The organism is Streptomyces sp. NPDC092369, assembly GCF_044755245.1.
Taxonomy (GTDB): domain Bacteria; phylum Actinomycetota; class Actinomycetes; order Streptomycetales; family Streptomycetaceae; genus Streptomyces.
Genome location: NZ_JBIVQP010000003.1, coordinates 286,751 through 310,660 on the forward strand (window position 1 = coordinate 286,751; position 23,910 = coordinate 310,660).

The 23,910-nt window shown below is 70.7% G+C and carries 20 protein-coding genes; 6 read left to right on the plus strand and 14 right to left on the minus strand.

The features are described 5' to 3' along the window. Positions 1–17: 17 nt before the first annotated feature. Together ACIQI8_RS18220 and ACIQI8_RS18225 are read left to right on the plus strand one after the other, a co-directional pair. The gene (locus ACIQI8_RS18220; RefSeq protein WP_402351142.1) at positions 18–1,193 is read left to right on the plus strand and encodes a sensor histidine kinase; all 1,176 of its coding nucleotides are present in this window, start codon (positions 18–20) and stop codon (positions 1,191–1,193) included. Further along, positions 1,190–1,849 carry a response regulator gene (locus ACIQI8_RS18225; RefSeq protein ID WP_402351145.1) on the plus strand — a complete coding sequence of 220 codons (660 nt, stop codon included), beginning with the start codon at positions 1,190–1,192 and terminating at the stop codon, positions 1,847–1,849. Before ACIQI8_RS18220 ends, ACIQI8_RS18225 begins: the two co-directional genes overlap by 4 nt. Before the next feature lie 31 nt (positions 1,850–1,880). On the opposite strand, the gene ACIQI8_RS18230 is transcribed toward ACIQI8_RS18225, so the two are convergent. The 3 genes from ACIQI8_RS18230 to ACIQI8_RS18240 form a co-directional block, all read right to left on the minus strand. Then, positions 1,881–2,312, minus strand: coding sequence for a group II truncated hemoglobin (locus tag ACIQI8_RS18230; protein ID WP_402351148.1), 432 nt, complete (start codon positions 2,310–2,312; stop codon positions 1,881–1,883). Positions 2,313–2,374: 62 nt separating this feature from the next. Continuing rightward, positions 2,375–3,742, minus strand: coding sequence for a hypothetical protein (locus ACIQI8_RS18235; protein ID WP_402351151.1), 1,368 nt, complete (start codon positions 3,740–3,742; stop codon positions 2,375–2,377). Between the two features lie 60 nt (positions 3,743–3,802). Continuing rightward, positions 3,803–6,817: a glycoside hydrolase family 3 protein gene (locus ACIQI8_RS18240; RefSeq protein ID WP_402351154.1), complete on the minus strand. Its 3,015-nt coding sequence runs from the start codon at positions 6,815–6,817 to the stop codon at positions 3,803–3,805. A 135-nt stretch (positions 6,818–6,952) separates the two neighbouring features. Here ACIQI8_RS18240 and ACIQI8_RS18245 point away from each other — a divergent pair, with 135 nt between their 5' ends. After that, positions 6,953–8,818 (plus strand): ricin-type beta-trefoil lectin domain protein, encoded by a 1,866-nt coding sequence (locus ACIQI8_RS18245; RefSeq protein WP_402351157.1) that lies wholly within the window; start codon positions 6,953–6,955, stop codon positions 8,816–8,818. 38 nt (positions 8,819–8,856) lie between these two features. Beyond that, positions 8,857–9,345 carry a hypothetical protein gene (locus ACIQI8_RS18250; protein ID WP_402351160.1) on the plus strand — a complete coding sequence of 163 codons (489 nt, stop codon included), beginning with the start codon at positions 8,857–8,859 and terminating at the stop codon, positions 9,343–9,345. A gap of 11 nt (positions 9,346–9,356) precedes the next feature. On the opposite strand, the gene cimA is transcribed toward ACIQI8_RS18250, so the two are convergent. The 7 genes from cimA to ureA form a co-directional block, all read right to left on the minus strand. Further along, a complete protein-coding gene (gene cimA, locus ACIQI8_RS18255; RefSeq protein WP_402351163.1) occupies positions 9,357–10,961 on the minus strand; it encodes a citramalate synthase in 1,605 nt (534 codons plus the stop codon). Between the two features lie 307 nt (positions 10,962–11,268). Beyond that, entirely contained in the window at positions 11,269–12,534 is a 1,266-nt protein-coding gene (locus ACIQI8_RS18260; RefSeq protein ID WP_402351166.1) for a TolB family protein, read from the minus strand. Positions 12,535–12,563: 29 nt separating this feature from the next. Further along, the gene (locus ACIQI8_RS18265; protein ID WP_402351170.1) at positions 12,564–12,743 is read right to left on the minus strand and encodes a hypothetical protein; all 180 of its coding nucleotides are present in this window, start codon (positions 12,741–12,743) and stop codon (positions 12,564–12,566) included. A gap of 56 nt (positions 12,744–12,799) precedes the next feature. After that, complete coding sequence (locus tag ACIQI8_RS18270; protein WP_402351173.1) at positions 12,800–13,399, minus strand: TetR/AcrR family transcriptional regulator; 600 nt, start codon at positions 13,397–13,399, stop codon at positions 12,800–12,802. A 25-nt stretch (positions 13,400–13,424) separates the two neighbouring features. Continuing rightward, a complete protein-coding gene (locus tag ACIQI8_RS18275; protein WP_402351176.1) occupies positions 13,425–14,444 on the minus strand; it encodes an agmatine/peptidylarginine deiminase in 1,020 nt (339 codons plus the stop codon). Positions 14,445–14,462: 18 nt separating this feature from the next. Then, entirely contained in the window at positions 14,463–16,196 is a 1,734-nt protein-coding gene (locus tag ACIQI8_RS18280; protein ID WP_402351179.1) for an urease subunit alpha, read from the minus strand. After that, the gene (gene ureA, locus ACIQI8_RS18285) at positions 16,193–16,876 is read right to left on the minus strand and encodes an urease subunit gamma (RefSeq protein ID WP_402351182.1); all 684 of its coding nucleotides are present in this window, start codon (positions 16,874–16,876) and stop codon (positions 16,193–16,195) included. The genes ACIQI8_RS18280 and ureA overlap by 4 nt, the downstream gene beginning before the upstream one ends. A gap of 118 nt (positions 16,877–16,994) precedes the next feature. On the opposite strand from ureA, the gene ACIQI8_RS18290 reads away from it, so the two are divergent. Beyond that, complete coding sequence (locus tag ACIQI8_RS18290) at positions 16,995–18,422, plus strand: cytosine permease (protein ID WP_402351185.1); 1,428 nt, start codon at positions 16,995–16,997, stop codon at positions 18,420–18,422. On the opposite strand, the gene ACIQI8_RS18295 is transcribed toward ACIQI8_RS18290, so the two are convergent. Continuing rightward, positions 18,419–19,507 (minus strand): branched-chain amino acid aminotransferase, encoded by a 1,089-nt coding sequence (locus ACIQI8_RS18295; RefSeq protein ID WP_402351188.1) that lies wholly within the window; start codon positions 19,505–19,507, stop codon positions 18,419–18,421. The genes ACIQI8_RS18290 and ACIQI8_RS18295 overlap by 4 nt on opposite strands. A gap of 264 nt (positions 19,508–19,771) precedes the next feature. Continuing rightward, positions 19,772–20,815, minus strand: coding sequence for a 3-isopropylmalate dehydrogenase (locus ACIQI8_RS18300; protein WP_402351191.1), 1,044 nt, complete (start codon positions 20,813–20,815; stop codon positions 19,772–19,774). 152 nt (positions 20,816–20,967) lie between these two features. Here ACIQI8_RS18300 and ACIQI8_RS18305 point away from each other — a divergent pair, with 152 nt between their 5' ends. Beyond that, positions 20,968–22,545 carry a purple acid phosphatase family protein gene (locus ACIQI8_RS18305; RefSeq protein WP_402351194.1) on the plus strand — a complete coding sequence of 526 codons (1,578 nt, stop codon included), beginning with the start codon at positions 20,968–20,970 and terminating at the stop codon, positions 22,543–22,545. Between the two features lie 79 nt (positions 22,546–22,624). Here the strand turns inward: ACIQI8_RS18305 and ACIQI8_RS18310 are convergent, their stop codons facing one another. Further along, positions 22,625–22,756: a hypothetical protein gene (locus ACIQI8_RS18310; protein ID WP_123997543.1), complete on the minus strand. Its 132-nt coding sequence runs from the start codon at positions 22,754–22,756 to the stop codon at positions 22,625–22,627. A 242-nt stretch (positions 22,757–22,998) separates the two neighbouring features. After that, positions 22,999–23,910 carry a LysR family transcriptional regulator gene (locus ACIQI8_RS18315; protein ID WP_402351198.1) on the minus strand — a complete coding sequence of 304 codons (912 nt, stop codon included), beginning with the start codon at positions 23,908–23,910 and terminating at the stop codon, positions 22,999–23,001.

The window sequence follows — 23,910 nt, forward strand, 5'->3', positions numbered from 1 at the left end:
TCGGGACAATGGCGTACGTGGGTGAGAAGACTTCGACTTCAGCGGGGGTACGCGGCGGCATCGGGACACGGATCGCCGGTGCGCAGCGGGCCTTGCCCACCGCACTGGCGGCCCTCGCGGTCGGCGAGGGCCTGATCCGCAGCGGTGATCCGCACAGCAGCCTCGCCGTCGTGCTGCTGCTCGCGCTCGCCACGACGGGACCGCTCTCCTTCGTCCTGGGGACCGGGCGGGGCAGCCGGGTCGCGGCCGCGATCGCCGTGAGCGCCGCGTGCGTGCTCGCGCTCGTACCGTTCCAGGCGCTCACCGCGGGCGCCGCCGTCGCCGAGCTGATCTGCGTGTACGTACTGGCGCGGACGGGGTGGCCGCTGCCGGCCGGGCTGCTCGTCGTGCCGTACGTCGTCGTCGCGCTGTTCAGTCATGAGGACGCCACCCGGATCGTCGCCGTCCTGCTCGCCACGCTCGGGTCCGCCGCGGCGGCGACCGGTATCACGCATCACGTGCGCAGCACTGTGCTCGCGCACAGCGCGACCGAGCAGGCGTTCGCGGACACGCTCCTCGAACATGCCGCCCGGGGCGAACGGGCGCGTATCGCGCGGGAGTTGCACGATGTCGTCGCCCATCACATCTCGATGATCGCCGTCCAGGCGGAGACCGGCCGGCTCACCACGCGGGGGCTGCCCCCGGAGGGCGCGGACCGTTTCCTGGCCATCGGGAACACCGCGCGCACCGCACTGACGGAGATGCGGCGGCTGCTCGGCGTACTGCGGGAGGACGCGGACACCGGCGTCCAGCGGGCCCCGCAGCCCGGGCTCGGTCAACTCCTCGACCTGATCGACGAGTCACGCGACGCGGCCGGCGCGACGACCCGACTGATCGTCAGCGGACCGGTCACCGCGCTCGACCCGGGCGTCGAGGTCACCGCCTACCGAATCGTCCAGGAAGCCCTGACCAACGCCCGCCGGCATGCGCCGGGCGCCGCCGTGGACGTGGAACTGCGGTACGGGGAGACGGAGTTGGCGCTGCGTGTGCGCGACAACGGGCCCGGGCCCGCGACCGGCTCCCCCGGCCATGGGCTGCTCGGCATGCGGGAGCGCGCGGCGACCGTGGGCGGCACGCTGCGCACCGGGCCCGCGCCCGGCGGCGGCTTCCTGGTGGAGGCGCGGTTGCCGGTGCGGGCGGAGGTGCTCGCGTGAGCATTCGGATCGTCGTGGCCGACGACCATGAGATCGTCCGGGTCGGGTATGCCGGGCTCCTCGCCACCCAGGCCGACTTCACGGTCGTCGGGACCGCCCCCGACGGCGCCGAGGCGGTGCGGGTGTGCCGGGAGCAGCTGCCCGACGTGGTGCTCATGGACGTACGCATGCCCGTCATGGACGGGATCCGGGCGACCGCGCGGCTGCAAGGCCCGGACGCGCCGCGGGTGTTGGTGCTGACCACGTTCGACCTGGACGAGTACGTGTACGACGCCCTGACCGCCGGGGCGAGCGGGTTCCTGCTCAAGGACGTGACGGCGGAGCGGCTCTTCGACGCGGTGCGGGTGGTGGCGGCCGGCGAGGCCCTGCTCGCGCCCGCGATCACCCGTCGGCTGATCGCCGAGTTCGCGCGTCAGCGTCCTCGAACCGGCCCCGCGCACACGGCACTTGACGCTCTCACTCCGCGCGAGACCGACGTGCTGCGGTTGCTGGCCCAGGGGCTGTCCAATCCCGAGCTCGCCGTCCGTCTGCACGTGGGCGAGGAGACCGTGAAGACTCACGTCAGCCGGATCCTGTCGAAGCTGGGGCTGCGGGACCGTACGCAGGCGGTGGTGATGGCGTACGAGACGGGGCTGGTCGTGCCGGGGGTCGGGTGAGCGGCGGTCGGCCGATGACCTGACAGGTGAACTACCAGGTCCAGTGCGGCACTTCGCGCAGAGGATGGAGTTCCTCGTCCGTCTCGGCGCGTGAGTTCCGCTGGGCGACATGGGCACCGAACTCGACATGCTCGCGCACGGCCGTACGGAACGGCTCGTCGTCGGGCAGCCCCGCCTCGTCGAGCGCCTCCAGATACGCCCGCACGAAGCGCTCGCGCTGCTCGTCGGTGATGTGCAGCCCCCGGTGCACGCCGATGATGTACTCGAAGCCCAGCTCACGCGTGAAACGGTCGGGACCGCCGAAGGACTCGGCCGTGAACCAGGTCAGATGGTCGACGTGGGACGGGACGCGGTGCGAGAAAACCTCGCGGAGCACGGGGTCCGCGAGCGCCTTCGCGTAGAAGATCTCCTCCAGGCGGTGCAGTGCCTCGTCTCCGCCCGCGTGGTCGTAAAGACTCGTCATGGATCACACTGTCCGCCTGTGATGCGCCTTCCGCAGACGGTTGGCCGAGAAATGTCCTCGGCTCAGAAACCCCCGCCGAAGTCCCCTCCCCCGCCGAAGTCGCCGCCTCCGCCGTCGCCGAAGCCGCCGCTGAAGTCGCCGGAGTCGAAGTCGGCGCCGGAGACGTCGCCGCCGTCGTAGCCGCCGGTGGTGAAGTCGCCGTAGCCGGTGCCGTAGTCGGCGGCGTAGGACGGGGTGGCCATCATGCTGCCCAGCAGGGTGCCGACGAGGAGGCCGGGGAGCAGACCGCCGCCGAAGTAGCCGCCCGCCCAGGGGCCGTAGGCCGGGCCCGCGTCCCAGTAGGGGCGGCGGCCGTAGTCGGTGTCGACCTCGCGGATCGCCGGGTCGTGGCCGTCGGCCAGACGGGCCCGGTCGGCCGCGCAGACGGGTACCTCGCGCGGGGCGCCGCCGGCCGGCGTCCAGACGGCGTCGGCGACGGACGGGCCGTGGCGGGGGTCGAAGAAGCAGGGCGGGCGGCGCTCGGGCAGCGGGCGGCCCTCGCGGCGGGCGGCGAGCTGGGCGAGCGAGAAGCGGCCGTCCTCCAGGGCCTCGGTGACCGGACGGACGTCCTCCGGTTTCGTGGCCGCCGCCATGGCCGACTTCGCCTGCTCGTAGGCGTCCAGGGCGCGTTCGTAGTCCGCGCGCATGGCGTCGTCGGCGCCCGCCTCCGCGGGGTGGAAGTCGAGACGGTCCAGTTCCTCGCCGAAGGCCGTGATGTCCTCGTCGACCACTACCCGCAGTCGCTCCAGGGCGGCTCGCTGCTCCTCGGCCTTGCGGCGGCGGTTGCGGCGGACGAGGGCGTACACGCCTCCGCCGCCCAGCACCACGACCGCGCCCACGCCGATCAGCGCGCCGGACGACACTCCGCCGTCGTCGGAGGAGGAACCCCAGCTCGCGGGGGCCGAACCGCCCATGTTGGCGAGGGCGCGGTCGGTGAAGTCGGTCAGCTGGGTCCTGGCGTCGGTGTCGCCCTTGACGCTGGTGACCAGGTTCGTCACCGCCGTGCGCGGCAGGACGGCGGAGTCGGCCTTCGCGTCGAAGCGGTCGCCGAGGCGGATCGCGTACAGGCCCGTCACGCCCGTGTCGGTGCGCAGGTTCTGGAAGAGGTCCTGGGTCGGGTAACCGGCCGGGAGGACCGCGACGAACAGCGGCTTGTCGGCGTCCTTGATCTGCTTGGCCAGGGCGTCGGCGTCGGCCGCGGACAGCTGGGCGGACGCTGCCGGGTCGACGTAGACGGGGCTCTCGCGCAGGGCGTCGGCGATCGTGCCGACGCCGGTCGCGGTGGTGGCGGCGGAGGCGGGTGCGGGGCCCGTCGCCAGGACGGTCAGGGCTGCGACCAGCAGGGCCAGGAGCAGCCCCGGGAGGCTTCGGGTCCGTGCGACGACCTTCATACGTCGACGCTACCCGAAGCCTCCCCAAGCCCGCCGTTCACGCAGGTGGCGGCCCTGCGATCAGGCCGCCCGGTAGGCGGTGATCAGCTTCTCCACCGCCTCTGCGTACTTTCCGGTGAGCGACAGGTGATCCGCGTCCGCGAAGGGCTTCGCCGTCGCGGCCGTGACGTTCTGGCCGATCTTCTGCTGGACGATCAGCCGGGCCTTGTCGACGAGCGCGCGGGCCGCCTCGTCGGCTCCGTGCCGGTCGGCGAGCGCGGCCGCCACCGCGAGCGCCTTCAGCGTCGCCGTGCCACCACCCGGGACCTTGGTCTTCGTGGTCAGGCCCCAGCCGTACGGGTACTGCGGGTCGTACGCCGTGTCGCCGACGTTGATCGGCAGCTGGGCCTCCGACTTGGGCCAGGTGACCGGGAGTTGGCCGGTGAAGCCCCGCTTGCCGTAGAGGACGTCGGCGACGCCGTCGCCCTCGGTGCCCGGCAGCCAGGACGCCACCAGGGCGTCGATGTCGCCGAGTTGGTCGCCGATCAGCTGCGGGCGCCCGGAGACGATCAGCACCGCGCACTTCATGGCCGCGCACACCTTGTCGACGGCTGCCCGGTCGGCCGGGGTGAGGGAGAGGTCGTTGCCGTTGCCGACGTCTCCGATGCCCTCGGCGTACGGGGTCTCGCCGACGACGACCACACCGACGTCGTAGCCGCTGGTGGCGGCCGAGGCGTCCTTGGAGTAGGTGACGTTGCCGCCGGCGTTCTTCATGCCCTGGAGGATCGTCGTGCCGGTGGTGTTGGTGCCGGAGGAGCCCTGCCAGGTGATGGTCCAGCCGCCGGTCTGGTTGCCGAGGTCGTCGGCGTTCGAACCGGCCACGTAGACCTTCTGGTTCTTCTTCAGCGGCAGGACGTCACCCGCGTTCTTCAGCAGGACCTGCGACTCGGCCGCCGCCTGCCGGGCCACGGCCCGGTGCGAGGCCGAGCCGATCTTCGAGGCGTTGCCGGTGTCGGCGTACGGGTGCTCGAAGAGGCCGAGCTTGAACTTCTGGGTGAGGATGCGGGACACGGCGTCGTCGATCCGCCTCTCGGTGACGGCACCGGCCTTCACCTGGGTGATCAGGGTCGTGGTGAAGTCCTTGTAGCTGTACGGGACCATCATCATGTCGACGCCCGCGTTGACCGAGGTGCTGACGTGGGCCGCGTAGTCGCCCGGGAGTTGGTCGATCGCGTTCCAGTCGCTGATGACGAACCCGTCGAAGCCCATCCGGCCCTTGAGCACGCCGTTGATCATGTCGGCGCGGGCGTGCATCTTCACCGGGCCCTGGCCGTCGCCGAGGATGTCGAGCGAGGAGTAGGACGGCATGACCGTGCCGACGCCCCGGTCCACGGCGGTCTGGTACGGCGACAGGTGGACGGCTTCCAGCTGCTGCCGGGTGACCTTGGTGACGCCCTGGTCGATGGTGTAGGTGCCGGTGGTGGAGGAGCCGTACTCGGTGCCGCCGTCGCCGACGAAGTGCTTGGCGGTGGCGAGGACCTTGTCGTCGTCCTTCAAGTCCTTGCCGTTGGCGGCTCCTTGGAGGCCCTGGATGACCGTCTCCATGGACTTGACCAGTGCCGGGTCCTCACCGAAGGACTCGTAGGAGCGGCCCCAGCGTTCGTCGCGGGTGACGCAGAGGCAGGGGGCGAAGTCCCACGGGACGCCGGTGGCGCGGACCTCGGAGGCGGTCACCGCCCCTGTCCGCTGGGCGAGCCCGGGATCGCGGGTGGCGCCGATGCCGATGTTGTGGGGCATGACGGTGGCGCCGGCCAGGTTGTTGTGGCCGTGCACCGCGTCGACGCCGTAGATCAGCGGGATCTGGAACCGGGTCGCCTGCGTGCGGAGTTGGAAGCCGTCGATCATCTTGGCCCAGGCCGCCGCGGTGTTGGGCGTGGGCGTCGAGCCGCCGCCGGAGAGCAGCGAGCCGAGGTCGTAGGAGGCGATGTCCGAGGGCGTGCCCATGGCGCCGCGCTCGGCCTGGGTCATCTGACCGGCCTTCTCCTCAAGGGACATGCGGGAGAGGAGGTCGGCGACGCGCTTCCTGATCGGCAACTTGCTGTCCAGGTAGGGCAGTCCGTGGGCGTCGACCACGACCTCGGGCTGCTCGGTCGGGGCCTTGGCGCCGGTGACCGTGAGCTTGAGCGGGATGGTCTCGGCGTTCTCGGCCGACTTGTCCCTGAGGGTGGGGACCTTGACGGTCTGCGTCGTGCCGGAGACGGTGCCGGCCGGGAAGGTGAGGGTGCCGGTGACCGGGGTGTAGTCCTTGCCGGGTTCGGCGGTGCCGGTCGCGGCGGTCTCGTAGGTGACGGTCACCGGGTCGTCGATCGGGGCGGAGCCGGTGGTGGCGACGGTGACCTTGACGGTCGCCGTGCGGCCCTCCTTGACCGGGTAGACGGCGGCGTCCGTGGTGACGTTCGCGCGCAGGGCCTGGTCGGCCTTGCCGTACAACTCGACGCCGTCCATGGCGAACTGCCCCGGAGCGCCGACGGGGAGGGTGACGGCGTAGCCCCACATCTGGGTGAGGCCCAGGACGTGGTCGATGCCGCCGACGGGTTGGTAATCGGTTCGGTATACGAAATCGGTGAAGGGGATCTCGATCTGTCTCCAGCCGCTGAAGTCGTCCGTGAAGGACGTGGTCCACAGCTCGGAGGCCTCGCCGTGGGCGCCGCCGTCCTTGAGCTCGAAGGCGATCTTCTTGCCGTTGTTCCGGCCGTCCCACCAGAAGCGGATGCCCTTGTGGGCGGACCAGTCGTGGGCGGGTTCGGTGGCGGCGAAGTCGTGGGTGAAGCCGCCGTAGCCGCTGATGTCGTAGGTCCCGGACAGGACCTTGGCACCCTCGGGGGCGTCGGCGCGGTCGGCGAACTGGAGTTGGGGCGGGTCGTCGTTGTCACTGCCCCAGGTGAAGATGCCGTCGGCGGGCTGGCTCGCGAACGGCACCTCCCCCTCGAAGCGGTCGACGGGCGCCGGGGCGGGGTCGTCGGCGGCCTGGGAGACGGTTGGTGACAGCAGAGCGGTGAGCAAGGCGGCGGAGACGAGCAGAGCGGTTCTTGGCATAGACCATTCCTCGACTCTCTGGTTCACTCATGACTTAGATCACGCCGTGAGTTAACTAACGGCCCACACACCCGTCAAGACGTCACGTCGACATTTGGGTACCCACGTCAGACATTTCGGGAAGGGCGACGCAGCATGAGGAGAACCCCCCGCGCGATCCGGCTGTTGCTGGCCGGTCTGCTCTCCACGGCCGGCATCACCGCGGCCACCGTCCCCGCACACGCCGCAGGCGAACAGGTCACCGCCTATCTCACCACCACCGACGACGCCGGCGGCCGCCATGTCACCCGCGGCCTCCAGGCCCAGACGCCCTTCGCCTTCCAGTCCGGTTCGGGCGGCAGCGGCGAGAACATCACCGTCGACGAGAACACCCGCTACCAGACCTTCACCGGCGGCGGCGCGTCCTTCACGGACACCGCGGCCTGGCTGATGAACAGCAGCGGGGCGCTGTCCGCGTCGACCCGGAACGCGACCATGACCAAGCTGTTCTCGCCGACGGACGGCATCGGTCTGTCGTTCCTGCGCAATCCGATGGGCGCCTCCGACCTGGCGCGGTACGGGTACTCGTACGACGACGTGCCGGCCGGGCAGACCGACCCGAACCTCAACTCCTTCTCGATCGCGCACGACCTCGCGGATGTCGTGCCGCTGACCAAGCAGGCGCTGAGCCTCAACCCCTCTCTGACTGTCATGGCCTCGCCATGGACGGCGCCGGCCTGGATGAAGGACAGCGGGTCGCTCAACGGCGGCTGGCTCAAGTCCGAGGACTACGGGGCGTACGCCAACTACTTCGTGAAGTACCTGCAGGCCTACAAGGCCCAGGGCGTCAACGTCTCGTACGTGACCGCGCAGAACGAGCCGACCTGTTGTTCGGGGTACCCGTCCATGAGCTGGAACGGGAGCGGGCTCGCGTACTTCACCAAGAGCGAGCTGCTGCCGAAGCTCCAGGCGGCCGGGCTGACCACCAAGGTCCTCGCGCACGACTGGAACTGGGACGTCTACGACTCCTACGCGGCGCCGACCGTCGACGACGCGGCGGTCCGTTCGCACCCGAACTTCGGCGGGATCGCCTGGCACGGGTACGGCGGTGACATCAACAAGCAGACCACCGTGCACAACCAGTACCCGACGCTGGACGCCTTCGGGACCGAGCACTCCGGCGGCACCTGGATCGCCAACCAGCAGCGCGAGGACATGAACAACATCATCGACTACACCCGCAACTGGGCGAAGTCGGTGACCAAGTGGTCGCTGGCCGTGGACCAGAACATGGGCCCGCACAACGGCGGTTGCGGTACCTGCACCGGCCTGATCACCGTGCACAACGGTGACGGCGCGAGCGGGACCGTCGACTACACGGTCGAGTACTACACGATGGGGCACCTGACGAAGTTCGTCCGGCCGGGCGCCCAGCGGATCGCCTCCACCGCCTCCGCCAACGTGCCCAACGTGGCCTGGCGCAACCCGGACGGGTCCAAGGCGCTGATCGCCTACAACGACGGGTCCGCCGCCAAGACCGTGACCATCAACTGGGGTGGCCAGCACGCCACTTACTCCCTGCCGGGCAAGACGTCGGCGACGTTCACCTGGACCGGGACCCAGTCGGGCGGTGGCAGCCAGACCGGCGCCTTCGTCGGCCTGGCGAACAAGTGCCTTGACGTGGCGGGCGGTTCGACCACCAACGGCACCGCCGTGCAGCTCTACGACTGCAACGGCTCGACGGCCCAGCAGTGGACCGTGGGGACCGACGGCTCGGTCCGGTCGCTCGGCAAGTGCCTGGACGTGACCTCGGCGTCGACGGCGGACGGGGCGAAGGTGCAGTTGTACGACTGCAACGGGACCGGTGCGCAACAGTGGTCGTACAACGCGACGACCGGTGATGTGGTGAATGCGGCGGCGAACAAGTGCCTTGACGTGACCGGCAATTCGTCGGCGAACGGAACACGGGCACAGATCTGGACCTGCACGGGAGCCGCCAACCAGAAGTGGCATCTGCAGTAGGGCGGGATCATGTCCCGCCCTCACGGGGGGGGCGGGACATGAGACGTACAGGGGTGGCCTTCGCGGGTGCGGTGGCCGGGTGCCTGTTGCTCAGTGGGTGCGGGGCGATCGATCTTCCGCTGGCCGGGATTCGGGTCGGGGCGGACGGGGCGCCGCACGCGCTGATCCGGCCGTGCGGCGACGACACCTACGAGAAGCCGTCGCTCGACGGGTGGGCCGGGGCCGCCGATGACGGGCCGGCCACCACGGGATGGGATGTACGGAAGGAAAAGCTGGGCGGGGACGCCGAGTTCCCGCTGTTCTCGCCGCCGCCCGCCTGGCAGGCCCGGCACCGGGGCGAGCAGCGGCTCCTGCCCAAGCACCACTACTCGCTGACCTTCGGGCACTACGTCACGGGCGACTCGTACAACGGGATCGTGGAGTTCTCCACCGAACAGATCACCGCTCTGAAGCCCGGCCAGGTCTGGGCCGACGACAGTGTTATGAGCCTCGACGAGTTCGAGAAACTCGCCGAGGACTCCTGCTGAGGCGGCCGGAGTTACGCCGGCGGCTCCACGCCCGCCCGCAGCAGACCGTAGGTGTACGCGTCCTCAAGGGCCTGCCAGGACGCGGCGATCACGTTCTCCGCCACTCCCACCGTCGACCACTCGCCCGTGCCGTCGGACGTGGAGATCAGGACCCGGGTGGTGGAGGACGTGCCGTGGACGCCTTCCAGGATGCGGACCTTGTAGTCGACGAGGTCGAGCTTGGCGAGCTGGGGGTAGAGCTTTTCGAGGGCCACGCGCAGGGCTCGGTCCAGGGCGTTGACCGGGCCGTTGCCCTCGGCGGTGGCGACGATGCGCTCGCCCTTGGCGTAGAGCTTGACGGTGGCCTCGTTGGCGTGGGAGCCGTCGGGGCGGTCCTCGACGATGGCCCGCCAGGACTCGACCTCGAAGTACTTCAGGGGGCGGCCCTCGACCTCGCCGCGCAGCAGGAGTTCGAAGGAGGCGTCGGCGGCCTCGTAGGTGTAGCCCTTGAGTTCGCGTTCCTTCACGCGCTCCACGACCCGGCCGACCAGCGCGCGGTCGCCGCCGAGGTCCACGCCCAGTTCCCTGCCCTTGAGCTCGATGGAGGCGCGGCCCGCCATGTCGGAGACCAGCATCCGCATGGTGTTGCCGACCTGCTCGGGGTCGATGTGCTGGTACAGGTCCGGGTCGACCTTGATCGCGGAGGCGTGCAGCCCCGCCTTGTGCGCGAAGGCCGAGACACCGACGTAGGGCTGGTGGGTGGAGGGGGTGAGGTTCACGACCTCCGCGATGGCGTGCGAGATGCGGGTCATCTCGCGCAGCTTGCCCTCTGGCAGGACCTTCTTGCCGTACTTCAGCTCCAGGGCCGCCACCACCGGGAACAGGTTGGCGTTGCCGACGCGCTCGCCGTAGCCGTTCGCTGTGCACTGGACGTGGGTGGCGCCCGCGTCGACGGCGGCGAGGGTGTTGGCGACCGCGCAGCCGGTGTCGTCCTGGGTGTGGATGCCGAGCCGGGCGCCGGTGTCGGCGAGGACCGTGGCGACCACGGCCTGGATCTGCGCCGGGAGCATCCCGCCGTTGGTGTCGCACAGGATCACGACGGAGGCGCCGGCTTCCGCGGCGGTCCGTACGACCGCCTTCGCGTACTCGGGGTTGGCGCGGTAGCCGTCGAAGAAGTGCTCGCAGTCGACGAAGACGCGGCGGCCCTGGTCCTTGAGGAAGGACACCGTGTCGCGGACCATCTCCAGGTTCTCGTCCAGCGTGGTGCGCAGCGCGAGCTCGACGTGCCGGTCGTGGGACTTGGCGACCAGCGTGATCACCTCGGCGCCCGAGTCCAGGAGCGCCTTGACCTGCGGGTCCTCGCTCGCCTTGCCGCCGGCCCTGCGGGTCGCGCCGAACGCGACCAGCTCGGCGTGCTTGAAGTCGATCTCCTGCCGGGCGCGGGCGAAGAACTCGGTGTCCCGCGGGTTGGCGCCCGGCCAGCCGCCCTCGATGAAGCCGACGCCGAAGTCGTCCAGGTGACGGGCGATGGCCAGCTTGTCCGCGACGGTGAGGTTGATGCCCTCGCGCTGGGCGCCGTCGCGCAGGGTGGTGTCGAAGACGTGGAACGAGTCGTCGAGCTCGCTGGGTTCCGTCATGGTGTCAAGGCTCCTGTGTTGGATCTCGGTCTGTACCGGAATGACCGGCTCCACCGTCCTCCAATGATCCCTCGCGCTCCGCTCCCGGCTTGAGGTGGGCCAGAAAAGCGAAAAACCCCTCGCGGGTGCGAGAGGTCTGCGCGCGGGTCGAGAACGACGGTGTCCGCCCGTACCTGGTCGTACGTGGCGGTCACTGCGGACCGGCGCGCCTGCTGCCAATAATCATGGCGAACGAGAGCACGGGGGCAGTCTGGCACAGCCCCCGCGCTCCGCTCATGGGTGTCTCAGGATGCGAGCACCGCGCCGGTCACCGCAGGAGGCGCAGGAAGCCGTCGCCCGTGTCGTTGGTGTCGCCGGGGACGAGGTCGGGCGCGGTCGAGTAGAAGGCGAGGAGTCGGCCGTCGCGGCTGAACGCGCTGGGTGAGGAGTACCCCTCGGCCAGGGGTTCCCCGGTGAGGGAGCGGGTGACGAGTTGGGTCCGGCCGGTCCGCAGGTCCCGCACATGGATGTTCTCGATGACCGGCTCGTCCCCCAGGGGGGTCGTGGTGTGGTAGGCCAGCCTGCGGCCGTCGGGACTGAGGACGCCCCCGCCCAGTTCACCCCTGCCCTCGTGGGTCACCCACCGGGTCCTGCCCGTACGGCTGTCGAACAGGTACAGCTCCCAGGTGTACCTCGGTGCCTCGGGGACCGTGGACTCGTCGAAGGAGGAGTACGCGAGGAGGCTGCCGTCCGCGGAGAGCGACGCGCCCAGCGGAGAGCCGTTGGTGGGGTCGCCCTCGGGTGTGGCGTTCACCAGTTTCTGCTCACCGCTGCGCAGGTCGACGAGCCACAACTCGTGGCGCCCGCCGCGAGGATGGCGCTGCACGTAGGTCAGGTGGCTGCCGTCGGCGCTGAGCTGGATGCTGAAGACGTACCAGTCCGACGGGATGTGGTCGCTGACCTTCTTGACGGTGCCCGTGCGGCGGTCGAGGACGTAGCCGAGGATCTGGTCGTTCGCGGCTCCCTCCATCCGCTGCGACGAGGCGGTGAAGGCGACGTACCTACCGTCGGCGGACATGTCGAAGCCGTCGAAGACCCGGGCCGAGCCGCCGTCGGGAGCGACGCTGACCCGTTCCGTGCGGCCGGTGCGACGGTCGTGGACGTAGAGATCACTGGCGTGGGGATCGGGGTCCGACCACGCGTCGAGGTTCTTCGCCGAGGAGATGAAGGCGACATACCGGCCGTCGGAGCTGATCTGCGCCCGGTAGCTGCCGCCGCCGTCCGCCTGTGTCCCGTCCGTGGCCACGTTGACCCGCTCGACGGTTCCCCGGCGCAGGTCCCGGACGAACACGTCGGTCACGCCGTTGGTGTCGCCCGGCACCACCCCGGAGTCGTCCGAGACGAACGCGGCGTAGCGCCCGTCGGCGCTGAGCGCCGCGCCGCCCGCGCCCTTCTCGAGCTGCTCCCCGGTCGCGGACAGCGTGATCCGCTCGGTGGTGGGCGGCGGCGCGGCGGACGCGGTGGCCGAGGACAGCGTGATCAGGCCGGCGGCGAGTCCGGCCGCGAGTGCGGTGCGGTGGGTTCCGGTGCGCATGGTTGTTCCCCCGTAGTCGTTGCTGCTTGTCACTGCACTGTCCGCAGGAAGACGTCCGTCACCCCGTTTATGTCCCCCTCCACCAGATCGGGTGACGCCGACTCGAACGCGACGACCGTGCCGTCGTAGTCGACGGACGGGTGCCGTGCCCCCGAGATCCCCGTGGACGCTTCTCCCCGGCCCTGCGCCGAGGGCTCTCTTCGAGGCAAACGCACCGTCGGCCACAGGGTCAATCGGTCGTATTGCGTACAACCCGGGCACATCCTCAGACGTCCGCGAGGAGGCCTTCGTCCAGGAACTCCCGTACATGGCCGAGAACTTGTGCCCGGTCCGTGCCGCGCAGTCCGATCGCCACATGGATGGAGAAGCCGTCGAGCAGGGCGCGCAGGCGGGCGGCGAAGCGGTCGGGGTCGACGCGGCGGAACTCGCCCCGGGAGACGCCCTCAGCGAGCAGCGCCACCAGGTCGCGGTGCCAGGCGCCCTCGATGGCGGCCTGCCGGTCGCGGGCCGCCTCGTCGGCGTTCTGCGAGCGGTTCCAGACCTCCAGCCACAGGGTCCAGTGCGGGTCGCGGTGGCCGTCGGGGACGTACAGGTCGACGTACGCGTCGAGACGTGCGCGGGCCGTGCCGGCGCCGACCAGCAGCCGGCCGCGCTCGGTGCCGAGGCGGCCCTCGCTCCACTCCAGGGTGCGCAGCAGGAGCTCGTCCTTGGAGCCGAAGTAGTAGAGGAGATGGCCGCTGCTCATGCCCACCTCGCGGCCCAGTGCCGCCATGGTGAGCTGCTCAAGACCGCGCTCGGCGATCATGCCCATGGCTGCGGCGAGGACCTCCTCGCGCGGCGGCGCGTTCTTCCGCGCACCGACCATCGCCCGTCTCCCTCTCGCTGGGTCCTCAGACCCTCGGCTGCTGTTGCGTGATGCAGTGAATGCCTCCCCCACCCGAGAAGATCGTACGGGCGTCGACCAGCGTCACCGTCCGCTCGGGGAACAGCCGTCGGAAGATACCGGCCGCGACCTCGTCCCGCGGGTCGTCGAAGGCGCACAGCACCACGCCGTCGTTGCAGAGGTAGTGGTTGATGTACGAGTAGTCGGCCCAGTGGCCGTCGGCCTCCAGGACGGTGGGCGCCGGGACCTCGACCACCTCCAGGCGCCGGCCACGGGCGTCGGTCTGCGCGTTCAGCAGGCCGATGATCTCCTTGCTCACCTCGTGGTCGGGGTGCGCCGGGTCCGGCTGGGAGTGCGCGACCACGACACCGGGACGCGCGAAGGCGGCCACGATGTCGACGTGCCCGAGGGTGCCGAAGCCGTACGGGGGGTAGTCGCCGGTCAGTCCGCGTGGCAGCCAGATCGCCTTGGTGGTGCCGAGCTTCGCGTGGATCTCCGCCTCGACCTGCTCGCGCGTCCAGCCGGGGTTGCGGCCTTCGCCGAGCTGGACCGTCTCGGTGAGCAGGACCGTGCCCTCGCCGTCGACGTGGATCGCGCCGCCCTCGTTGACGAGGGTGCTGCTCAGGGCCGGCGCCCCGGCCAGGTCCGCGACCTGACGGGCGATCTTCGAGTCATGCTCCCAGCGGGCCCACTCCTGGGCGCCCCAGCCGTTGAACACCCAGTCCACGGCGGCCAGTTCACGGCCATCGGTGACGAACGTGGGGCCGATGTCCCGCATCCACGCGTCGTCCAGCGCGCGCTCGACCAGCTCGATGTCCGGGCCCAGCAGCTCACGCGCCGACTCGCCCTGCCCCGGCCCGTGCACCATCGTCACCGGTTCGAAGCGGCGCACGGCACGGGCGACGGACGCCCAGGCGGCGCGGGCCCCGGCCAGCTCCTCGTCGTTGGAGAAGGTCGGGTTGGGCCCGGGCCAGGCCATCCAGGTCCGCTCGTGCGGGGCCCACTCGGGCGGCATGCGATAGGTCATGAGGAACTCCGGGGGGGCCTAGAGGAAGTAGAGGCGGTTGAGGGATACGGAGTCGGCCGGTTCGGAGCGGATCGGTTCGCCGTCCAGAGTGACCAGGCCGGTGCGCTGGTCGACGTCGACCGCTCCGGTACGGGAGTTGAGGCGCAGGTCAGCGGGGCCGATGCCCCGGGTGCCGCGAACTGCCACGCGGCGGCGGCGAGTCGGCATCGAGTCGTTGCCCTGGTCCAGGGCCGCCTGCGCGACGAACGCCACGGAGATGTCCGCCGGCGTGCTGCCGTGCGCGCCGAACTGCGGCCCCAGGACCAGGGGTTCGCAGGTGTCGGTCGCCGCGTTCGGGTCGCCGACCACGCCGTACGCCGGGAACCCGGACTTCAGCACCAGCTGCGGTTTCGCGCCGAAGTACTCGGGCCGCCACAGCACGATGTCCGCCAGCTTGCCGACCTCGATCGACCCGACCTCGTGCGAAAGCCCGTGGGCGATGGCGGGGTTGATGGTCAGCTTGGCGATGTAGCGCAGGACGCGGTCGTTGTCGTGGTCCGCCTCCGGGAAACCGTCGTGGTCCGCCGCCGGGAAACCGTCGCGGTCCGCCCCCGGAAAGCCGCCGAGCGCGCCGAACTCGGCCTTCATCTTCCCGGCCATCGCGAACGTACGGCGGACGGTCTCCCCGGCCCGGCCCATGCCCTGCGCATCCGACGAGGTGATGCCGATCGCGCCCAGGTCGTGCAGCACGTCCTCGGCGCCCATCGTCCCGGCGCGGATGCGGTCGCGGGCCATGGCCGCGTCGCCGGGCAGGTCGGTCTTCAGGTCGTGGACGGAGACGATCATGCCGTAGTGCTCGGCGACCGCGTCCCGGCCGAAGGGGAGGGTGGGGTTGGTGGAGGAGCCGATGACGTGAGGAACTCCCGCCATTTTCAACACGTTCGGCACGTGTCCGCCGCCGCAGCCCTCGATGTGGAAGGCATGGATCGTCCGCCCTTCCAGCACCCGCAGGGTGTCCTCGACCGACAGGCACTCGTTCAACCCGTCGCTGTGCAGGGCGACTTGGACGTCGTACTCCTCGGCGACCCGCAGCGCGGTGTCCAGCGCGCGGGTGTGGGCGCCCATGTCCTCGTGCACCTTGAAGCCGCTGGCGCCGCCCTCGGCGAGGGCCTCGATCAGCGGGGCGTCCGAGGAGGACGAACCCCGGGCCAGGAAACCGATGTTGACCGGCCAGGCGTCGAAGGCGTTGAACGCGTGCCGCAGCGCCCAGGGCGAGTTGACGCCGACGCCCCACACCGGGCCGAACTCCTGCCCGATGATCGTCGTCACGCCGGACGCCAGCGAGGCCTCCATGATGCGCGGCGACAGCAGATGGACATGGGTGTCGACGGCACCGGCGGTGGCGATCAGCCCCTCGCCGGAGACGATCGAGGTACCGGTGCCGACCACGACGTCGACCCCGTCGAGGGTGTCGGGGTTGCCGGCCCGCCCGATCGAGCAGATCCGCCCCTCCCGGATGCCGATGGACACCTTCCTGATGCCCTGCACGGCGTCGATCACGACCACGTTGCTGATCACGACGTCGCAGGTGTCACGCACGGCGGCGGCCTTGAGGTGCAGCCCGTCCCGGGCGGTCTTGCCGAAACCGGCCAGGAACTCGTCGCCGTAGCGCTGGGAGTCGGACTCGACGCGGATCGTCAGCCCCGAGTCGCCGAGGCGGACGCGGTCGCCGGCGCGGGGACCGTGGGTGGTGGCGTACTCGTACGGGTTCACAGCTCAACTCCCAGGTAACCGCAGGCACTTGCCCGGCGCAGGGCCTCGTCCTTGGCGCCCGGCGCGTCCAGCGGGCCGTCGACGAGGCCCGCGAAGCCGATCGCGATCCGCTCGCCGCCGATCGGCAGCAGGCCGACCTCGACGCTCTCGCCGGGCCCGAACCGGACGGATGATCCGGCCGGCACCGCGAGCCGCATGCCGTAGGCGGCGGCGCGGGGGAAGTCGAGGCGCGGGTTGGCCTCGAAGAAGTGGAAGTGGGAGGTGACGGAGACGGGAACGGTCGCGGTGTTGGTGACCGTGAGCTGTACGACCGGCTCGGGTTCGGCGTGCGAGGGGCCCGGCAGCAGCGCGCCCGGGCTCTGATCCGCGAGGCCACCCCCACCGATGGGGTTGGAGACGATCGCGAGCCGCGAGCCGTCGTCGAAAACGGCCTCGACATGCACCTCGGTGACGATGTCGGCGACACCCGGCAGGACGTCGGCGGGGCCGAGGACCGAGCGGGCGCGCTCGACGGCCTCGGCCAGTCGCCTCCCGTCCCGGGCGGCCTCGCACACCGTGTCCGCGATGAGCGCGGTGGCCTCCGGCACGTTGAGTCTCAGGCCGCGCGCCTTGCGGGCGCGGGCCAGTTCGGCGGCCGAGAAGAGCAGCAGCCGGTCGCGTTCCGTGGGGGTCAGTCGCATCCCGTGTTCCTCCTTTAGAACATCACTCTAAACCGTAAAACCCATCTCCGAAACGGTTGACGCGCCACCGTCGCTCGGTTCACATTGAACGTCACTCTAAGAAAGAGGTGCGCTCACCATGCCGATAGAACAGCGCGGAGTCGACACCATCCCCGATGAGGAGCGCACCAGCGGGCCGCGCGACCTCGTGTCGATCCTGCTCGGCTCCAATCTCTGTCTCGGCGTGATCATCTTCGGCTGGCTGCCGCCGTCGTTCGGCCTCGGCTGGTGGGCGTCGGTCAGCTCGATCGTCGCGGGCACGGTGGTCGGCACGCTGTTCACGGCCCCGCTGGCACTGGTCTCGCTGCGCACCGCGACCAACCTGTCGACGTCGTCCGGCGCCCAGTTCGGGGTGCGGGGCCGGCTCGTCGGCTCGGTCGTCGGCCTCCTCCTCGCCCTCGGCTACACCGCGCTGACCGTGTGGATCGGCGGCGATGTGATGGTGGGCGTGCTGGGGCGACTGTTCGGGCTGCCGGCGGGCGACGGCTCGTACGCCGTCGTGTACGGGCTGCTCGCGGCGGCGACCGTGGCGGGCGCGGTGTACGGCTACCGGGTGCTGCTGGCCATGTCCCGCGTCCTGTCCATCGGCATGACGGCACTGCTGGTCCTCGGCGTGATCGCGTACGCCCCGCACTTCACGACCGGCGCGCTGCCGGAGGCCGGCGGCTATCTGCTGGGCGGGTTCTGGCCGACGTGGTGTCTGGCGACGGTGGCGGCGGGACTGTCCGGGCCGATCGCGTTCATCACCCTCCTCGGCGACTACACGCGCTACATCTCCCCCGCCCGCCACACCTCGCGCCGGGTCCTGCACGCGACCTGGCTCGGCCTGATCACGGGTCTCCTGGTCCCCCAGCTCTTCGGCACGTTCACGGCGTTCGGGGCACGGGCGGCCCTCGACTACGCGGGCCCGCTGGTGTCGGCGTCGCCCACCTGGTACCTGGTCCCGCTCCTGCTCGCCGCCTCCGCGGGCTCGGTCGGCAACGCGGGCCTGATGCTCTACTCCATGGGCCTGGACCTGGACGCGATCCTGCCCCGCGCCTCCCGCGCGCGGGCCACCTGCACGGTCGCGATCGTCGCCACGGTGTGTGTCTTCGTCGGGCACTACGCCTGGAACGCGCAGTCGGCGATGACGTCCTTCGTCCTGCTCCTGACGGCGATCGGCACGCCGTGGGCGGTGATCACCCTGATCGGTTTCGTGCGGTGCCGGGGCGTGTACGACGCGGACGCCCTCCAGGTCTTCAACCGCCGCTCGCGGGGCGGGATCTACTGGTACCGCGCGGGCTGGAACATCCCGGCCACCGTCTCGTGGGCGGTGGGTGCCGGGGTCGGACTGCTGGCCGTGTCGCTGCCGTCGTACGAGGGTCCGCTGCTGTCGCTGACGGGCGGGGTGGACTGCAGTTTCCTGCTGTCGGGGGCGGTCGGCGGGCTGACGTTCGTCCTGCTGACGACAAGGGCCGTCACGGACACCGAGTCCGCGACGGCCCCCGAGGTGACCAGCCGGGTCTAGCCGAGCCGGTGCATCCAGCCGTGCTTGTCCTCGACGGTGCCCCGCTGGATGTCGAGGAGGGCCTCGCGGAGGCGGACGGTGACCTCGCCGGGCTCACCGCCGGACTGCTGCCACTCGGCGCCCGCCCGCTTGACCGTGCCGACCGGGGTGATCACGGCGGCGGTGCCGCAGGCGAACACCTCGGTGAGGCTGCCGTTCTCCGCGTCGCGCTGCCACTGGTCGACCGAGACCCGGCCCTCCTCGGCGGTGTACCCGAGGTCGGCGGCGACGGCGAGGAGGGAGTCGCGGGTGACGCCCTCCAGGATGGAGCCGGTGAGGGTCGGGGTGACGATCCGGTCGCCGTACACGAAGTACAGGTTCATCCCGCCGAGCTCCTCGACCCACTTGTGCTCGACCGCGTCGAGGTAGCAGACCTGGTCGCAGCCCTTGGCGGCGGCCTCGGCCTGGGCGAGCAGGGAGGCCGCGTAGTTGCCGCCGGTCTTGGCGTCGCCCATGCCGCCGGGGACGGCGCGGACGCGGTCCTCGGAGAGCCAGATCGACACCGGGCGGACACCGCCGGGGAAGTACGCGCCGGCCGGGGAGGCGATGACCAGGAACAGGTACTCGTTGGCGGGCTTCACACCGAGGCCCACCTCGGTCGCGATCATGAACGGGCGCAGGTAGAGCGACTCCTCGCCGCCGTGTGCCGGGACCCAGGCCTGGTCCTGCCGGACCAGGACGTCGCAGGCCTCGATGAACGTCTCGACCGGCAGCTCGGGCATGCCGAGGCGGAACGCGGACCGCTGGAAACGCTGGGCGTTCTTCTCCGGGCGGAAGGTGGCGACGGACCCGTCGGGCTGACGGTAGGCCTTGAGGCCCTCGAAGATCTCCTGCGCGTAGTGCAGGACCATGGTCGCGGGGTCGAGCTGGAGCGGGGCGTACGGCACCAGCTGGCCGTCGTGCCAGCCGCGGCCCTCGGTCCACTTGATCGTCACCATGTGGTCGGTGAAGTGGCGGCCGAACCCGGGGTTCGTCAGAATCGCGTCGCGCTCGGCGGCGGAGAGTGGCGAGGCCGAGGGCTTGAGCTCGATCGTGGGCGTCGTCATGAGTAGGTGTCCTTCACCGGTTGTGTAGTGACGGGCCGCGCTCACGCCCGCTACTGCCAGTGGCCAGTGTTAGGACGTCCGAGCATTCCCTCATACCGCGGCTCCGCGTTCGATTATCGCGCGCGGGCTGCCGTGGAAGAAAACGGCGTGAATGCGACCCAGGGGATGATGGTGGCACCCGGCGGGGACATAGCGAAAGCCGCCGGGTGCATATGCGACCCGGCGGCTTCGAAGACTGCGAGAGTTTTCGAGTGACTCGGCGGGTCAGCCGGCTACTCGTACGGACAGCGCGTCGCCGATCTCCGACGTGCTGCGGGCGGGCTTGCCGGTGCGGTCGGCGAGGTCGGCGGCGACCGCCTCGTCGATGCGGGCGGCCTCGGCCTCGTAGCCGAGGTGACGCAGGAGCAGGGCGACGGACAGGACCGTGGCGCTGGGGTCGGCCTTGCCCTGACCCGCGATGTCCGGGGCCGAGCCGTGCACGGGCTCGAACATCGAGGGGAACTCGCCGGACGGGTTGATGTTCCCGCTGGCGGCGACGCCGATGCCGCCGGAGACGGCCGCGGCGAGGTCGGTGATGATGTCGCCGAAGAGGTTGTCGGTGACGATCACGTCGAAGCGGGCCGGGTCGGTGACGAGGTAGATCGTCGCCGCGTCGACGTGGATGTAGTCCGTGGTGACCTCGGGGAACTCCTCGGCCACCTTGTTGAAGACGTTCGTCCACAGGTGACCCGCGAAGGTCAGCACGTTGTTCTTGTGGACCAGCGTGAGCTTCTTGCGCGGACGGGCCTGGGCGCGGGCGAACGCGTCCCGGACGACCCGCTCGACACCGAACGCCGTGTTCACGGAGACCTCGGTGGCGACCTCGTGCGCGGTGCCCTTGCGGATCGTGCCGCCGTTGCCCGTGTACGGGCCCTCGGTGCCCTCGCGGACCACGACGAAGTCGATCTCCGGCTGGCCGGCGAGGGGGGTCGCCACACCCGGGAGCAGCTTGCTCGGCCGCAGGTTGACGTGGTGGTCGAAGGCGAACCGGAGCTTCAGCAGGAAGCCTCGCTCCAGGACCCCGGACGGGACCGACGGGTCGCCGATGGCACCGAGCAGGATCGCGTCGTGCTGCTTGAGGGAGTCCAGATCGGCGTCGGTGAGGGTCTCACCGGTGGCGCGGTAGCGCTTGGCACCGAAGTCGTACTCCCGGGTCTCCAGCTTCACATCCTGCGGAAGGACGGCGGAGAGGACCTTCAGACCCTCGGCCACCACTTCCTGGCCGATGCCGTCCCCGGGGATCACTGCGAGATTGATGCTGCGAGACATGTCGGCACCCTACTCCTCGTCCCATGGGATGACATGGGGTGTCCGCGATACGGACAGCCGCGGGCCCCCAGGGAAGGGCGGGCGTCAGCCGTTCGGCCTCCGTTCACCCCTGCGCATGGCGCCCGTTGAGGTTCACTGGGAACTTCATCGACATGGAGACACCGGATGTCGGCATTCCCGAGCACCTCGCACGCCGGATGAACATGGCCGAGCAGTACGAGTACCTGCGCACCAAGGTGACCCGGCGCCGCACGCTGGTGACCGCGGGCGCGGTGGCGAGCGGGCTGCTGACGGGGTGTGCGGGCACGGGATCCGACGGCAGGCCGGCCGGCGGACGGACGAGCGGCAGCCCGGCCGCCGCCACCTCGAAGGTGTCCGGCGCGGTCGTCACCCCCTTCGGCCGCCACCTCGCCTTCGGCGCCGACCCGAAGTCGCAGATGCGCGTCTCCTGGCAGGTGCCGTTCGCGGTCAAGAAGCCGTACGTCCGCGTCGGCACGAAGCCGGACGACCTGGGCCGCAGGATCACCGCCGAGATCCGCGACCTGCACACCCCGGGCCTGACCGGCGTGCGCTCCGCCCTGGAGCAGTACTACGTGCACGCGGCCCTGGACGGCCTGCGCCCCGGCACGACGTACTACTACGGCGTGGGCCACGAGGGCTACGACCCGACCGCACCCCGACACCGCGCGACCATCGGGGAGTTCCGCACCGCGCCGGCGAGCCCGGAGAAGTTCGTGTTCACGGCCTTCGGCGACCAGGGCGTCAGCCAGGCCGCGGCCACCGGCGACCACGCGATCCTGCGCCGCAAGCCCGCCTTCCATCTGCACGCGGGCGACATCTGCTACGCCGACACCAACGGCCGCGGCGAGAAGGCCGACGGCTACGACCCCGGCTACTGGGACCTGTTCCTCAAGCAGAACGAGTCGGTCGCGAGGACGGTGCCGTGGATGGTGACGACCGGCAACCACGACATGGAGGCCTGGTACTCGCCGGACGGCTACGGCGGACAGCTCGCCCGCTGGTCCCTGCCGGACAACGGCTTCGACCCGCGCAACTCGCCGGGCGTGTACGCGTTCACCTACGGCAACGTCGGTTTCGTGGCGCTGGACGCCAACGACGTGTCGTACGAGATCCCCGCCAACTTCGGCTACTCGCAGGGCAGGCAGACCACGTGGCTGGACACGAAGCTGGGTGAGCTGCGCGCGGCGAAGGGCGTCGACTTCGTGGTCGTCTTCTTCCACCACTGCGCCTACTCGACCTCGGCCCACGCCTCCGACGGCGGGGTGCGCGCCGAGTGGCTGCCGCTGTTCGCGAAGCACGAGGTGGACCTGGTGATCAACGGCCACAACCACGTCTACGAGCGCACGGACGCCGTCAAGGGCGACAAGGTCGGCCGGGCGGTGCCCATCGGCGCGTCGACCGATCCGACGAAGGACGGGATCGTCTACGTCACCGCGGGCGGCGGCGGCCGTGATCTGTACGGCTTCCCGTCGGGCGTGCAGGAGAGCTACGAGGGGCACGTCACGCGGCACGACTCGGTCGACACCTTCCGGTGGACGAAGTCGCACGGCTCGGCCCAGGAGACCGTGGAGTGGTCGCGGGTCCGCTACCGCGGCTTCTCCTACCTCTCGGTGGAGGCGGAGAGCGGCACCAGGCCGGCCCTGAAGGTGTCGGCGCTCGCGCAGAGCGGCGAGCGCATCGATCACTTCGAGGTGCGGCGCGGGAGCTGACCCCGCGCCGCACCCCTTGCGGGCGGCTCCCGGCCCACGGGCGTGCTCTGAGGAGCCGCGCCCGGAAAATCGCGTCGGCTCAGTGGCCGGTCTCGCCGCCGTTGTCCCGGCGGTCGAGGGCGCGCTGGAGCGCGGCGGCGGCGTTCTTGCGGTCGGACTCGCTCGTGCGGGACGTGTGACGGACTCGGCGGCGTGCGGTCGTCTCGGCCATGAGAAATCGACTCCTTCGACATCAACGGAGTGCGGAAATGGGGGGATTCGAGACGCCGGGTGGGGCGGAGAGCGGAGCCGCAGGGGTTACCTGCTCGGGGCCCGACTCACAACCGCCATTCGCTTGATCGAGCGAGACGTTCGGCTCCTACAAAGTTAAGTGAGGAGAGCCGGTCTGTCTCCACAATTACTCGGACTTCCTACTATCTGAGACGGCGCATGGGGCCGTACCGCCCTGACCTGCTATTTCTTCCCGGCCCGCAGCTCACGCACGAGGGCCCGGACGGCGGCCGTCGCCGCCAGTTCGGGAGTGGTCACATAGCCAACCCTGCGCGTCGGCCGCTCCGCCCCGAGATCGGTGACCTCGACCGAGGGCGGCGCTCCGGTGAGCGAGAGCCTCGGCATGATCGCCATCCCGAACCCGCTGCCCACCATCGACAGCACCGCCCCGTCGTCCTCCGCACGCACACTCGCGGCCGGGATCCAGTCCTGCGCGGCCCACCACGCGCGCGTGTAGGAGGAGCAGTTCTCGGCCCAGTCGACCAGCGGCAACGAGCGCGGCGCCGGATGACCGGCCGGGTGCACCAGCGCGTACGGCTCTTCAAGGAGTACGTCACCCACCAGCGCCGGCGGGATCGGCGAGCCGGTGCCGATGGTCGCGATGCCGAGGTCGGCGCGGCCCTCGGCCACCTCGCCGGCGGTGCCAGGACCGACCTCGCGGACCACGCGCACGGTCGGCTCGATCGCCGGGTGCGCGGCGGTGAGCCGCTCCAGCACGGGCGGCAGGAGATGCAGGGCCGCGCTCCGGAAGGCGGCGATACGCAACGGCCCGCCGACGACGTCCGTCCCGGGACCGGCGCCGAGCCCTGTCCCGACCCCTCTGGTCTCGGCGACCATCACCTCCAGCAGGCGCAGCACGCGCCGCGCGTGCGCGACGGCCCGGGCACCGGCGGGTGTGGGCCGAGCCCCGTAGCGCCCGCGCTCGAAGAGCACGACACCCAGCTTGCGTTCGATGCCGCGCACGGCGTGCGAGACGGCGGACTGGGTGCTCCCGAGCGGCACCGCGGCGGCCGAGAAGCCTCCCTCGTCGGCCACGGCGACCAGTGTCCTCAGCTCCTGCGGCGCGAGATCGACCGCACCGACCCTGCCCTCCAT